Below are 11,878 nucleotides of genomic sequence, written 5' to 3'. Positions count from 1 at the left end.
CGCTGACCTGCGCTTTAGGAGTTACGTGTTCGAACCTGTCCAGCTCCGCTCTTTCCTGGCCGTCGCGGAAACGCTGAGTTTTACCAAGGCCGCCGAACGCCTGGGGCTTGCCCAGCCGACGGTGAGCCAGCACGTCCGCAAGCTCGAAGCAGCCGCCAAAAGGGTCCTCGTGGCGCGCGACACCCGCGAGGTCAGGCTGACCGACAACGGCGACGCAATGGCCGGCTTTGCCCGCAGCATCCTGGCCGCCCACGATTCCGCCGCCCGGTATTTCTCCGGCTCTGCCATGCGCGGGCGCCTCCGTTTCGGCACTGCGGATGATCTCGCCATCACCGGCCTGCCGAGGATCCTCCGGGAATTCCGGCAGCTGTACCCCCAGATCAACCTCGAACTCACTGTCAGCCAGAGCGACCAGCTCTACAAACGGCTCAACGCGGGGCAGCTGGACCTTGTGTTCGTGAAGTGGGTGGCGGGAGCGAAGGAAGGAACCGTTGTCCGGCACGACAACTTCGCGTGGGTGGGGGTGGAGCAAACCGTCCTGGAGCCAGGCGCCCCGGTCCCCCTCATCGCCTACCCCGCGCCAAGCCTGAGCCGGAAGCTGGCCATCGACGCTTTGGAAGCCGAAGGCCGCACCTGGCGGATCACGTGCAGCACCAAGCAGATCAGCGGCGTGCTCGCCGCAGTCCGGGCGGGCATCGGCGTCGCGGTCATGCCGGCCTCGCTGGTACCCGAGGACCTGAAAGTGATCACCCAACGCTTCGGCCTCCCGCCGGTCGGGGACGTCGATTTCACCCTGATCCGCAACCCGCTGGCCAATGCCGAGGTCATTGACGCCCTGACACAGGCGATCATGGGCCGGACATTGAGTAAGTCGAACTAGCCGGCTTCAGCGTTCCGGCCGCTCGCGCGCCGCCTCTTCCACCACCGCACGGCGCGAAGGTCATCGAGGCTGAAGCGGCCGTCAGGCACCGCGGCACGGATGCGTTCGTCGTCGAAGGGGAGTGCGGGGCGGAGTTCTTCGGGAAGCCAGGGAGCAGCTGGCGAAGGCTCACTGACTCCCTCGTGGAGCATTTGGGCCTGGGCTCTCGCTAGGAGCGGCACCACCATGATCCACTCCGTCAGTTGCGCGAGCACCCGGATCGACCAGACGGGGGCACGAACGTAGAGTGGGTGGCCTCCTGCGACCCCGGCGATCCTGCGGACAGCCGCTCCGAGCTCCAGTTCTTCGGCTCCGACGACGGCGACGGTCGGGTCAGGCACGCGGCCTTCCAAGGCCGCGACGAGGGTATTGACTGCTTCCTCGACCGGGATGGGACGAACCGTACGTTCCCGAAAACCGACCATGGCAAACACGGGAAGTGTACGCACAGCCCGGGTTACATGGTCCACCATGTGATCTCCCGGGCCGTAAATCATGCCCGCCTTGAGGATGGTGTGCTCAATTCCGGAATGGCGCAGGAGCTCTTCGGCGGCCCATTTTGTCTCGTGATAGGCCGAACCACAGTCGGGGCGCGCCCGGAGGAAGCTCAGCATGACTATTCGCTGGACACCCGCTATCCGAGCAGCCTCAATGACGGCGCGGGTGCCGTCCACATGGACCCGCTGGAAGGTCTGCCCGCCGATTTCACGATTGATCCCCGCGCAATGCGCCACGACGTCGCAGCCCTTGAAGGCTGCTGCCAGAGCTTCGACGTCGTCTATGGCAGTGCCTGTCCGCCGCGAAATGATGACGGTATCCGGATCGCCAAGCCTTTCCGCGAGATGGCGCCCTACGAATCCGGTACCGCCCGTAATGGCTACACGCATGATCTTGCTCCTTCGCTTATTAGCAATGAAGCTAAACTGTATATAGCTATTGTGCTATATTGCAAACATGGCAGATGCAGCATCGGACATCTTCGCCGCCCTGGCCCATCCCACCAGGCGGCAGATCCTTCAGGACCTCAAGGACGGCGAGCTGGCGGCAGGCGAGATCGCCGCGCGCTTCAACGCCACAGGACCCACCATTTCCCGGCACTTGAGCGTGCTGCGCCAAGCCGGCTTGGTCACCGAGCGGCGGGATGCCAACCGCATTCTTTACTCCCTGGTGGGTGAACGGCTGGCGCTGTCGGTAGGCGACTTCCTTTCAACCGTCTGCCCGGAACAGATCGTGCTGCGAGAGGTCCGCAAGCTGGCTCCAGCACGCGGAACCCGCTCCACCCGGCCCGACCCCGCGGTATAGCGAACGGGTTCGTGACCTAAAAGCGCCTCCGCCTGTCCCGGTAAGCGCATTCCCGGTATCGTGGACCAAATGACCGATCACCCCATCCTGGCTGACCTGACCCCGGGCATTTGCTCCGTCACCCTGCGCTCCAGCGGGATTGACGAAGTTGTCCGCATCTCGGCTGAAGCAGGACTCGCCGGGATCGAGTGGGGAACCGACGTCCACATCGCCGATGCCGGTTCGGCTACGCACGCCAAGGACGCCACGGAAGCGGCCGGAATGACAGTCCTGTCGCTTGGCTCCTACTACCGTTGCGGCGCCTTCGGGGATTTCGGGGCCGTCCTTGATCTCGCCAGCACTGTGGGTGCTCCCAGGATCCGGGTCTGGGCGGGCGGGCTCGGCTCCGCTGAGGCCGGTCCGGACCATTGGGACTCCCTGGCGGAGGACACCCGGCGGATCGCGGACCTTGCAGCCGGCAGGGGGATGGCCATCGCTTTTGAGTACCACGGCAGCACCCTCACGGACTCCCCTGCCACCACACTCGAACTGCTGGAGCGCGTGAACCGTCCCAACGTCGGCACGTACTGGCAGCCCGCCGTCGGGCTTTCGGACGAACAGGCACTGCACTCCCTCCACGAAGTCCTGCACCACCTGGTGGGCGTGCACTGTTTTTCATGGGGAGCGGAGGCCGAGCGCTTTCCCCTCCGAAAGCGCTCGTCACTCTGGCGGAGCGTCGCAGATGTCCTGCGCGGCAACGGCAAGGAACTGGACATCATGCTCGAGTTCGTTGAGGACGACCTGCCGGACAACGTGCTCAGCGATGCCGCCTTCCTGCACACCATCACGCTGGGCGAGGACTAGGGCTGGATCGCAGGTCCCTTGCCGCATGCCCGAACGCGCACTTCACGCCCAGCAACCGGTGACGGCTTGGCAGGCCACCTGAATAGCTATAGCCTGCAGGGCAAAGTTGCAGTGAACGGACGGCACACTTCCCGACGGCGGATGGTTGATTCATGGCGGAACGGCTACAGGACGGCCGGAACTGGTGGAGCGTAGTCCATAACAAATTTGTGGTGGAAGAACGGTACGTCTCCAGCCGGGAACGGACTGCGCTGTACCGCGCGGCGGTAGTGCTGGTGGTGGTGGGGGTTGCGGTGTTCCTTGCGACCCTCATCGGCGTGCTGCACAGCGACGGAATTGCCAGCGCAGATCAGGCTGCGCAGCACTGGCTGATGGGCACGCACTCCGACACACTGACGGCGGTGATGAGGGCCGTGGCAGTCGGCTTCGGCCCGGTCGGGCTGCCCATCATCGTCCTGGTGGCCACCATCACGTGGGGCTTGCTGGCCAAGCATGCCTGGCGGCCCCTGCTGCTCGCGGCCGCCATGCTGACAGGTGTTGGGCTGGCCCAGATCATCGGCGCGTCCGTTCAACGGCCGCGGCCACCGGTGGACCAGATGCTGTTTGGGCCGGACCACACTTTCTCCTTCCCCTCCGGCCATGTCCTCGGCGCCTCGGATTTCCTCCTGGTGACCTGCTACTTGGTCTTCTCCCGCGTCCGGAAGCCCGCAGCTGCCCGCGTCGGCTTTGCTGTTGCCATCCTCCTGATTGTGCTGGCGGCAGCAAGCCGGCTCTACCTTGGCTACCACTGGGTCAGCGACACGGTAGCTTCCATTTCCCTGTCGCTGGTGGTTTTGGGCGCGGTCATGGCCCTGGATACTTGGCGTACGGTTCGCATTCCCTTGGAGCCGGTGACGGGGGTCGCGCCCGGAACCGGCTAAGGCTTGCCGGAGCCTGGTTGAACGGCTGCCGCCCAGCCCCTGCGCCGCAGCCAGGCCGCGCACAGGGCCGTCCACTGCTCGACGCCCGGCACCCCGCCTGCCAGGCCGAGACCATGAACACCGCTGGGGAAAACGTGAAGTTCCACCGGCACTCCTGCCGTGCTGAGCGCGCCCGCGTAGGCGAGGCTGTGGCTGACCGGGACGGCGTCATCGTCGCCGGTATGCCACAGGAAAGCTGGCGGCGTCCCCGGATTGACGTGCAGTTCCGCCGACAACTCCCGCAGGATCTCCGGGGAAGCACCCGCTCCGGCGAGATTGTCCACGGATCCCTGGTGTACGGAGCTCACAAAGGAGATCACCGGATAGCAGAGAATGCTGAGATCGGGCAGCGCCGCAGGAACATCCAAGGCAGGATCACCCGTCGCGACGCCCACCGACACAGTGGCGGCGAGATGCCCGCCGGCGGAAAAGCCAAGCACTCCCACGCGCGATGGATCAATGTTCAGGCCGTGGCTGCCGCTGCGAATCCACAGCATCGCCGTCTTGGCATCCAGCAGCGGCGCCGGGTGCCGATCCGGCGCTACCCGGTAACGCAGCACGAAAGCATGAATACCCAGCGACGGCGGGAATCACCGTCAGCGCGCGGGGCGCCGCTGCAGGGGAGGTTGTCACAGCTGGGAGTCCACAGGGGTTTCCGTGCTGCGGCGGAGCTTGACCGCGCCGCTCACGGGCGGGGTATCGGGATCACCGGCCGCGAGGCGCCCGATATCTTCCAGCGGCAAGTGCACCGTAGACAGAGCGGGCCTGAAGTCCCGCAGCGTTTCAATATCGTCGAAACCGGCCACTGTGGCATCACGCGGAATCCACACGCCCTCAGGGCGCAGGGCTGCGGTCACACCGATGGCCATGACGTCATTGACGGCAAAGATGCAGAGCCGCTCCTTGGACGTCTTGATGCGTTCGGCAAGCGCCTGACCGGCCTGGAACCCACCTGCACGGTTGAAACCGGTGCGGATGACTTCAGCGGCCGGACGCCCGGCGTCGGACAGGCCGCGCTGGAATCCGCGCACGCGGTCGTCCGAGGTGTACAGCCCCTCAGGTCCGGCGATGATCACGAAGCCGCCGTCGTGGTTGGCAGCAAGTTGCTCCGCCAGGTCCCTGGATAGTTCCTCGTTGGGGACCTCTACTACGTGATACCCCTCCGAAGCACTCGCCCCGACCACCGGGTGGCCTACAACTCCAACATGTCCACCGTTCCGGCAGTACCTGTCCAGCTCTGCGGCAAGTTCTGCGTTGCCCTGTTTGTCTTCTTCCCGCGCAGAACGCGATCCGGCAATCACGATCGAGTCCGCGCGGCGGGCGGCAAAGGCGGCTACCGCTTCCCTTTCATCTGCTGGAGTCCCGGAGGTGCTGGCCAGCAACACCATGCGGTTCTGCTGCCGCGCCGCTTCCTGGACGCCGCGTGCGATGGCCGAAAAATAGGGGTCTGCGATGTCGTGGACCACCAGGCCGATCAGCCCCGAGCTGGATTTCGCGAGCGCCTGGGCTTGGGCGTTGGGAACGTACCCGAGCTTGTCTGCAGCGTCCCGCACGCGCTCCGCGATGTCTTCCGCGGGCTTGCGTGAAGAACCGTTGAGCACCCGGGATGCAGTAGCCAGGGAGACCCCCGCTAGACGGGCAACTTCACTGAGTGTGCTGGCGGCCACGGAGGACTCCTCTTCTTCAAGCGTCGGTGCTGGCGCTAAGGAAATTATGGCAGTTCTTCGGAAGATCCGGGAAAGCGCTTGCCAACCCGGCGCGCCATAGTGCATGATCGTTGCAATGGGAATGCGCTTTCCCACATCTTTCTAGCAAGCACCGGCTTCCGCAAAGCGACCGGCACACAAGGCACTGGAGAAAACATGGGCTTCGAAACAAAGACGATCCGCATAGCCATGAACGGCATCACTGGACGCATGGGCTACCGGCAGCACTTGCTGCGGTCCATCCTCCCCATCCGCGACGCCGGCGGCTTCACCCTGGAAGACGGCACCAAAGTCCAGGTCGAACCGATCCTCGTCGGCCGCAACGAAGCCAAGATCCGCGAGCTTGCCGAACTCCACAAGGTCTCCGAATGGTCCACGGACCTGGATGCCGTCATCGCCGATCCCACGGTGGACATCGTGTTTGACGCCTCGATGACCAGCCTTCGCGCCGCCACGTTGAAGAAGGCCATGCGCGCCGGTAAGCACATCTTCACTGAAAAGCCCACGGCCGAGACCCTTGAGGAAGCCATTGAGCTGGCACAGATCGGCAAGGAATCCGGCGTTACTGCCGGTGTCGTGCACGACAAGCTGTACCTGCCCGGGCTGGTCAAGCTCCGCCGCCTGGTGGACGAAGGCTTCTTCGGCCGCATCCTCTCCATCCGCGGCGAATTCGGCTACTGGGTCTTCGAAGGCGATGTCCAGGCAGCCCAGCGTCCGTCATGGAACTACCGCAAGGAAGACGGCGGCGGAATGACGACGGACATGTTCTGCCACTGGAACTACGTCCTGGAAGGCATCATCGGCAAGGTCAAGAGCGTCAACGCCAAGACCGCCACGCATATCCCCGCACGCTGGGACGAGTCCGGCAAGGAATACAAGGCCACCGCCGACGACGCTTCGTACGGCATCTTCGAGCTCGAAACCCCGGGTGGCGACGACGTCATCGGCCAGATCAACTCCTCGTGGGCAGTTCGCGTCTACCGCGACGAACTGGTTGAGTTCCAGATCGACGGCACGCACGGTTCCGCCGTCGCGGGTTTGAACAAGTGCGTTGCGCAGCAGCGCGCCCACACTCCCAAGCCCGTCTGGAACCCGGACCTGCCCGTCACCGAATCCTTCCGCAGCCAGTGGCAGGAAGTTCCCGCCAACGCTGAGCTGGATAACGGCTTCAAGCTGCAGTGGGAAGAATTCCTCCGCGACGTCGTCGCCGGCCGCGAACACCGCTTCGGCCTGCTCTCCGCTGCCCGCGGCGTGCAGCTGGCCGAGCTTGGCCTGCAGTCCTCGGCCGAGCGCCGCACCATCGACATCCCGGAGATCACGCTCTGATGACGTCACTGATTCTTCCCACCGACGACGGCGGCACTCGCGAGTACCGCCCCCAGGGCGCCACGTCCTGGGCCAAGCCAACAGCGCCCCTGACGACACGCCGGGCTTACGCAGCCGCGCACGTCATCCCTGAGGTCGCCGCGGACAACACTCCCGGCGCCCCGGCCCAGCTCGACTGGGACGCTACCCTGGCATACCGGCATGAGCTCTGGTCCTACGGCTTGGGCGTCGCCGATGCCATGGACACGGCGCAGCGTGGCATGGGCCTGGACTGGGCGGCAACGCAGCAGCTCATCAAGCGCAGCGGCGCCGAGGCCGCATCCGTTGTGGCAACGGGCAACGCAGCCATCGCCGGCAAGTCCGTCCGCGACCTCGTTTCATGCGGTGCAGGCACCGACCAGCTGGACATCGCAGCCCTGCCCGACGGCTCGGCCGGGATCAAGGCCGTCATCGACGCCTACCGCGAGCAGATCGCCGTCGTGAGCGAAGCCGGCCCGAAGGTTATCCTCATGGCATCCCGTGCCCTGGCCAAGGTGGCCACCAGCGCGGACGACTACCTGCACGTCTACTCGACGCTGCTCCAGGAAGTGGACCAACCCGTCATCCTGCACTGGCTGGGAACGATGTTTGACCCCGCCCTGGCCGGCTACTGGGGCTCCGACGACGTCACCGTGGCCACCGAAACGTTCCTCAGCCTGATCCGTGAACACTCGGACAAGGTTGACGGCGTCAAGGTTTCGCTGCTGGACGCTTCGCACGAGGTAGCGCTCCGCGCGGCACTTCCGGAAGGCGTCCGCCTCTACACAGGCGACGACTTCAACTACCCGGAACTGATCGACGGCGACCAGGCGCACCACTCCGACGCCCTGCTGGGCATCTTCGCTGCCATCTACCCCGCCGCTTCGGTTGCGTTGCAGAAGTACGACGCCGGCCAGGGCGCCGAAGGACGCGCCATCCTGGACTCCACCCGTGAGCTCGGAAAGCACATCTTCAGCGCACCGACGTTCTACTACAAGACGGGCATCGCGTTCATGTCCTGGCTCAACGGCAAGCAGCCCGGCTTCCAGATGGTTGGCGGCCTGCACTCGGGCCGTTCGGTCCTGCACCTGGCCAAGACTTTCGAGCTTGCGGACAAGGCAGGATTGCTCAAGGATCCATCACTGGCTGCCTTCCGGATGTCCGACTACCTGCGAATCAACGGGGTGGGTGCATGAGCACGGACTTTTCACGCCTGTCTCTGAACAGTGCCACCACCAAGAAATGGACGCTTGCCGAGGTTGTTGACGGATGCGCACGCGCCGGTATCCCGGCCGTTGGCCCGTGGCGTGACCGCGTGGCCGAAGCAGGCCTCGACAAAGCAGCCAAGCTCATCAAGGACGCCGGACTCCGCGTTTCCTCGTTGTGCCGTGGTGGCTTCCTCACCGCAGCAGACCCTGAGGGGCAGGCTGCCGCACTGGCCGACAACTTCGAGGCCGTGCGCGAAGCCGTTGCCCTGGACACCCAGGAGCTGTTCCTGGTGGTCGGTGGACTCGCCCCCGGCGAGAAGGATGTGGTGGCTGCACGCCAGCGCGTAGCCGACCGCCTTGAGGAACTGGTGCCCTTCGCCTCCGAAAACGGCGTCCGGCTGGTGCTGGAACCCCTGCACCCGATGTACGCGGCGGACCGTGCGCTGATTTCCACCCTGGGCCAGGCCCTGGACCTTGCCGCGCCGTACGACGCAAAGGCGGTCGGCGTCGCCGTCGACACCTTCCACGTCTGGTGGGACCCGGAACTGAAGGCGCAGATTGAACGCGCCGGCCGTGAGAACCGCATCGCCTCCTACCAGGTGTGCGACTTCAACCTGCCGATTGCTGCGGACGCGCTGTTGTCGCGCGGCATGATGGGCGACGGCGTCATCGACTTCGCGACCATCGGCACCTGGGTCAGGGACGCCGGATACACGGGAGACATCGAAGTCGAGATCTTCAACCAGGAAATCTGGGACGCGGATGGCGACACCGTCCTGGAAACGATGAAGCAGCGCTACGCGGAGCTCGTCCTGCCGTACGCGTAACTACGTGGTCCTCCCGCGGATGCCCTAAGCTCCGCGGGAGGTCCGCTCCAAAGCCAGCGGGTCCCTGCCACGGTCACGGCAGGGACCCGCTTCGTCATGGGTCCGCCCCATCAGGATTTCGCGGCAAGCTCCACGCGGGCCTTCGGCAGTCCGATCAAGGTGACCGATCCGCCGTCGCGTCCTTGCAGTTCGAGCTTGATGTTCCGTGAATCAGTCTCGGGCTGCACGGAACTGACCCGGAAAACTTCACCGCTGATCTCTACTTTGTCGCCATTCTTGATGGCTTTGAGCTTGGTGTTCTTTCCGCCGGGCATGCCCACTCCTACTATTTGTCTTTTCCAGCGTTGTCGCGGTGGTTTTCGCGGAGTTCTTCGCCGCGACTGACCAATTCATCTTCCTTTTCCTGCTGCTTGTCGCTGCGCTTGGTGTCCCGCGGAGGCAGCTGGAGGCTCTCTTCAGCTTCAATGCCGCCCTGCAGCTGGCGGCCGCGTTCCATTTCGGCGTCGAACTCGGCACCGAACAGCAGGGACATGTTCAGGATCCACAGCCACAACAACATGATGATGACGCCTGCAAGTGCGCCATAGGTCTTGTTGTAGTTGCTGAAGTTGGCAACGTAGAAACCGAATCCCAGTGAGGCCAGGGCGAAGATGACCAGCGCAATCAGCGAGCCCATGCTCATCCAGCGGAACTTGGGCTGCTTGACGTTGGGTGTGAAGTAGTAGAGGACGGCGATGATGGCGATCACGATCACGATGAGGACCGGCCACTTTGCGATGTTCCACACGGTCACGAACGCTTCGGAGAGGCCAATGACCCCGCCGATGGTCTCTGCCACCGGCCCGCTGAGGACCAGCATGACGGCAACCAGTGCGGCCCCGACCACTGCCACGACGGTGACTGCGAGCATGGTTCCCCGCAGCTTCACGAAACCGCGGCCTTCGTCCACTTCGTAGACACGGTTCATGGCCCGGCTGAAGGCGGTGACGTATCCCGAGGCGGACCAGAGGGCCACCAGGATACCGAAGACCAAGGCGAAGCCTGCGGCGTTGGAGCGGGTCAGCTCCTCGATGGGCTGGCGCATGGCGTCGACGCCGGGGCCCGGCGCGAATTGCTGGACGATATCAAGGATGGCTGACGTGGTCTTGCCGGCGTCGCCGAAGAGCCCCAGGAGGGAAACCAGGGCCAGGAGCGCCGGAAACAGCGACAGGACGGCGTAGTACGTCAACCCGGCTGCTGCGTCCGGGCACTGGTCCTTGCTGAACTCGCGCAGCGTGCGCTTGGCAATGTAGCTCCACGTAGGCTTGACGAGGTCGTTGGGACTGTCCGGCTTACGCGAATCTTCGGGGGAAGGCGCAGTCTGCGCCTTGCGTGTACTGGTGTGGGCTGAGTCTTGTGTAGTCATGAGGCACTCGTCCGTGGGTAGTTTGCGCGAACAGCTGACCCACCAATAGTAAGCATACTGACGATTGCCGCGGAAGGACCCCGGCCCATTTACCCGCGATTCAGGCCAATTTGCTCGCCAAAAGAAACTCGAACGGCGACTCGATGACCGAGCGGATTACCTGCCCGGCGGCCCCAAGGAGCGTGCCGGAATGCTCCAAGCCTGAGACTGTCAGATTCTTCGGATCCAGCAATCCCGGCGCGTAGCGCTCCAAGCTCTCCAGCAACGACGGCTTGAGCCACTCCCCCAGGACGGCAAAGTGCCCACCAAGGACCACCGCTTCAATGTCCATCAACCGCGCAGCGGAGGCGAGCGCGACACCCAGGTAGCGACCGGCGTCGTAAACCGCCTGGGTAGCCTTCGGCTCCTGGGCCGCCAGCGCGGCGAGCAAGGCCTCGGTTCGCTCGCCCAGCGTTCCGCCAGCTATGCCCGCGGCTTCGAAAATGGCTTCCTGGCCCGCAAACGTCTCCAGGCATCCAGCCCCACCGCACGAGCATCGGGGCCCTTCCGGATGCACCACGATATGGCCGAGCTCCCCCGCCGATCCGCCCGGGCCGGTGTACAACTCCGACCCGATGATCACGCCACCACCGACGCCGACTTCACCCGAGACGTACAGGAAATCAGGCACTCCTGCGCCGTACCAAAGCTCGCCGAGGGCTGCGCTGTTGGCCTCGTTGGACAGTTTGACGCCAAGCGGCGCACCCTCAAGGAGGGACTGGGGATGCAGTTGCTCACCCTCCCAGTGGAGGTTCGGGGCAGACAGCACCACGTTGCTCTTCTCGTCGACGAGCCCAGGTACAGCCAGCCCGCCACCAAGGATGGCAATGCCCTCGGCCTCCGCCGCCGCTTTCGCTTCGGCTGCCAGGCCCGCGAGCTGTTCCATCACCTTGGCAGGGGGCATTCCGCGGTTCGGGGACTCGACAGCTGAGTGGAAGCGGAGGTTTCCGGCAAGATCCACCAACCCCACAGCCAGATAATCCACGTTGATCTCCATGCCCACCACGCCCCGGCGGGCGTTCAACTGCAGGCCTTGTCCCGGCCGCCCCCGCTCTCCGTCGCGGTAGAGGCCAACCTCGGAGACCAGGCCGGACTCCACAAGGTCCGCCACGAGACTGGAGACCGCGGCCTTGGTAAGCCCGGTACCGGCGGCGAGCTGGGCGCGGCTTGGCTTGGAATCCACGGTCTTGGCGATCGAGTCCAACACGAGGGAAAGGTTTCGACGGCGGACGTCGCCCACGCGTCCGGGCGCGGTTGGCTCATTCATCAGCAGGGACCTCCTCGCGGATTCAAAAATTCTTGCGGACTTCCATTGACCATGATCCA

Annotated in this window: 13 protein-coding genes; 7 read left to right on the top strand and 6 right to left on the bottom strand. The window is 64.6% G+C overall.

Annotated features, from left to right (window positions below; genetic code table 11):
* The first annotated feature begins 25 nt into the window (after positions 1–25).
* The gene (locus AB0N72_RS17305; protein ID WP_024818365.1) at positions 26–880 is read left to right on the top strand and encodes a LysR substrate-binding domain-containing protein; all 855 of its coding nucleotides are present in this window, start codon (positions 26–28) and stop codon (positions 878–880) included.
* Here AB0N72_RS17305 and AB0N72_RS17300 read toward each other — a convergent pair.
* Positions 877–1,806, bottom strand: a complete 930-nt coding sequence (locus tag AB0N72_RS17300; protein ID WP_363933394.1) for an NAD(P)H-binding protein — start codon at positions 1,804–1,806, stop codon at positions 877–879. The two genes, AB0N72_RS17305 and AB0N72_RS17300, sit on opposite strands and share 4 nt — an antisense overlap.
* A gap of 67 nt (positions 1,807–1,873) precedes the next feature.
* On the opposite strand from AB0N72_RS17300, the gene AB0N72_RS17295 reads away from it, so the two are divergent.
* From AB0N72_RS17295 to AB0N72_RS17285, 3 genes are all read left to right on the top strand, one after another.
* The gene (locus tag AB0N72_RS17295) at positions 1,874–2,221 is read left to right on the top strand and encodes a metalloregulator ArsR/SmtB family transcription factor (protein WP_363933392.1); all 348 of its coding nucleotides are present in this window, start codon (positions 1,874–1,876) and stop codon (positions 2,219–2,221) included.
* Positions 2,222–2,290: 69 nt separating this feature from the next.
* A complete protein-coding gene (locus tag AB0N72_RS17290) occupies positions 2,291–3,064 on the top strand; it encodes a sugar phosphate isomerase/epimerase (protein WP_363933390.1) in 774 nt (257 codons plus the stop codon).
* A 152-nt stretch (positions 3,065–3,216) separates the two neighbouring features.
* Positions 3,217–3,984 carry a phosphatase PAP2 family protein gene (locus AB0N72_RS17285; RefSeq protein WP_363933389.1) on the top strand — a complete coding sequence of 256 codons (768 nt, stop codon included), beginning with the start codon at positions 3,217–3,219 and terminating at the stop codon, positions 3,982–3,984.
* Here the strand turns inward: AB0N72_RS17285 and AB0N72_RS17280 are convergent.
* Together AB0N72_RS17280 and AB0N72_RS17275 are read right to left on the bottom strand one after the other, a co-directional pair.
* Positions 3,981–4,583 (bottom strand): alpha/beta hydrolase, encoded by a 603-nt coding sequence (locus AB0N72_RS17280; RefSeq protein ID WP_363933387.1) that lies wholly within the window; start codon positions 4,581–4,583, stop codon positions 3,981–3,983. The two genes, AB0N72_RS17285 and AB0N72_RS17280, sit on opposite strands and share 4 nt — an antisense overlap.
* Before the next feature lie 69 nt (positions 4,584–4,652).
* Positions 4,653–5,690: a LacI family DNA-binding transcriptional regulator gene (locus AB0N72_RS17275; protein WP_363933386.1), complete on the bottom strand. Its 1,038-nt coding sequence runs from the start codon at positions 5,688–5,690 to the stop codon at positions 4,653–4,655.
* Between the two features lie 195 nt (positions 5,691–5,885).
* On the opposite strand from AB0N72_RS17275, the gene AB0N72_RS17270 reads away from it, so the two are divergent.
* Genes AB0N72_RS17270 through AB0N72_RS17260 form a run of 3 tightly spaced genes read left to right on the top strand, consistent with a single transcriptional unit; the run spans position 5,886 to position 9,108 of the window.
* Positions 5,886–7,055, top strand: a complete 1,170-nt coding sequence (locus AB0N72_RS17270) for a Gfo/Idh/MocA family oxidoreductase (protein WP_363933385.1) — start codon at positions 5,886–5,888, stop codon at positions 7,053–7,055.
* Positions 7,055–8,269, top strand: coding sequence for a dihydrodipicolinate synthase family protein (locus AB0N72_RS17265; protein ID WP_363933383.1), 1,215 nt, complete (start codon positions 7,055–7,057; stop codon positions 8,267–8,269). Before AB0N72_RS17270 ends, AB0N72_RS17265 begins: the two co-directional genes overlap by 1 nt.
* Positions 8,266–9,108: a sugar phosphate isomerase/epimerase family protein gene (locus AB0N72_RS17260; RefSeq protein WP_363933382.1), complete on the top strand. Its 843-nt coding sequence runs from the start codon at positions 8,266–8,268 to the stop codon at positions 9,106–9,108. The genes AB0N72_RS17265 and AB0N72_RS17260 overlap by 4 nt, the downstream gene beginning before the upstream one ends.
* Before the next feature lie 110 nt (positions 9,109–9,218).
* Here AB0N72_RS17260 and AB0N72_RS17255 read toward each other — a convergent pair whose 3' ends face one another.
* The 3 genes from AB0N72_RS17255 to AB0N72_RS17245 form a co-directional block, all read right to left on the bottom strand.
* Positions 9,219–9,422 (bottom strand): hypothetical protein, encoded by a 204-nt coding sequence (locus AB0N72_RS17255; protein WP_363933380.1) that lies wholly within the window; start codon positions 9,420–9,422, stop codon positions 9,219–9,221.
* Between the two features lie 11 nt (positions 9,423–9,433).
* Positions 9,434–10,513 carry a YihY/virulence factor BrkB family protein gene (locus tag AB0N72_RS17250; protein ID WP_363933378.1) on the bottom strand — a complete coding sequence of 360 codons (1,080 nt, stop codon included), beginning with the start codon at positions 10,511–10,513 and terminating at the stop codon, positions 9,434–9,436.
* A gap of 100 nt (positions 10,514–10,613) precedes the next feature.
* Positions 10,614–11,819, bottom strand: coding sequence for an ROK family transcriptional regulator (locus tag AB0N72_RS17245; RefSeq protein WP_363933376.1), 1,206 nt, complete (start codon positions 11,817–11,819; stop codon positions 10,614–10,616).
* Between the last annotated feature and the right edge of the window lie 59 nt (positions 11,820–11,878).

This window comes from Paenarthrobacter sp. NPDC089307, assembly GCF_040685055.1.
In the GTDB taxonomy this organism is placed as follows: Bacteria; Actinomycetota; Actinomycetes; order Actinomycetales; family Micrococcaceae; genus Arthrobacter.
This window is presented reverse-complemented; position numbering and strand designations above follow the sequence as displayed.

What these genes read in the sequence shown, in the direction of transcription:
- AB0N72_RS17300 (WP_363933394.1), bottom strand. Translation starts at nt 1,806, where the DNA reads ATGCGTGTAGCCATTACGGGCGGTACCGGATTCGTAGGGCGCCATCTC.
- AB0N72_RS17295 (WP_363933392.1), top strand. Translation starts at nt 1,874, where the DNA reads ATGGCAGATGCAGCATCGGACATCTTCGCCGCCCTGGCCCATCCCACC.
- AB0N72_RS17290 (WP_363933390.1), top strand. Translation starts at nt 2,291, where the DNA reads ATGACCGATCACCCCATCCTGGCTGACCTGACCCCGGGCATTTGCTCC.
- AB0N72_RS17285 (WP_363933389.1), top strand. Translation starts at nt 3,217, where the DNA reads ATGGCGGAACGGCTACAGGACGGCCGGAACTGGTGGAGCGTAGTCCAT.
- AB0N72_RS17270 (WP_363933385.1), top strand. Translation starts at nt 5,886, where the DNA reads ATGGGCTTCGAAACAAAGACGATCCGCATAGCCATGAACGGCATCACT.
- AB0N72_RS17265 (WP_363933383.1), top strand. Translation starts at nt 7,055, where the DNA reads ATGACGTCACTGATTCTTCCCACCGACGACGGCGGCACTCGCGAGTAC.
- AB0N72_RS17260 (WP_363933382.1), top strand. Translation starts at nt 8,266, where the DNA reads ATGAGCACGGACTTTTCACGCCTGTCTCTGAACAGTGCCACCACCAAG.
- AB0N72_RS17255 (WP_363933380.1), bottom strand. Translation starts at nt 9,422, where the DNA reads ATGCCCGGCGGAAAGAACACCAAGCTCAAAGCCATCAAGAATGGCGAC.
- AB0N72_RS17250 (WP_363933378.1), bottom strand. Translation starts at nt 10,513, where the DNA reads ATGACTACACAAGACTCAGCCCACACCAGTACACGCAAGGCGCAGACT.
- AB0N72_RS17245 (WP_363933376.1), bottom strand. Translation starts at nt 11,819, where the DNA reads ATGAATGAGCCAACCGCGCCCGGACGCGTGGGCGACGTCCGCCGTCGA.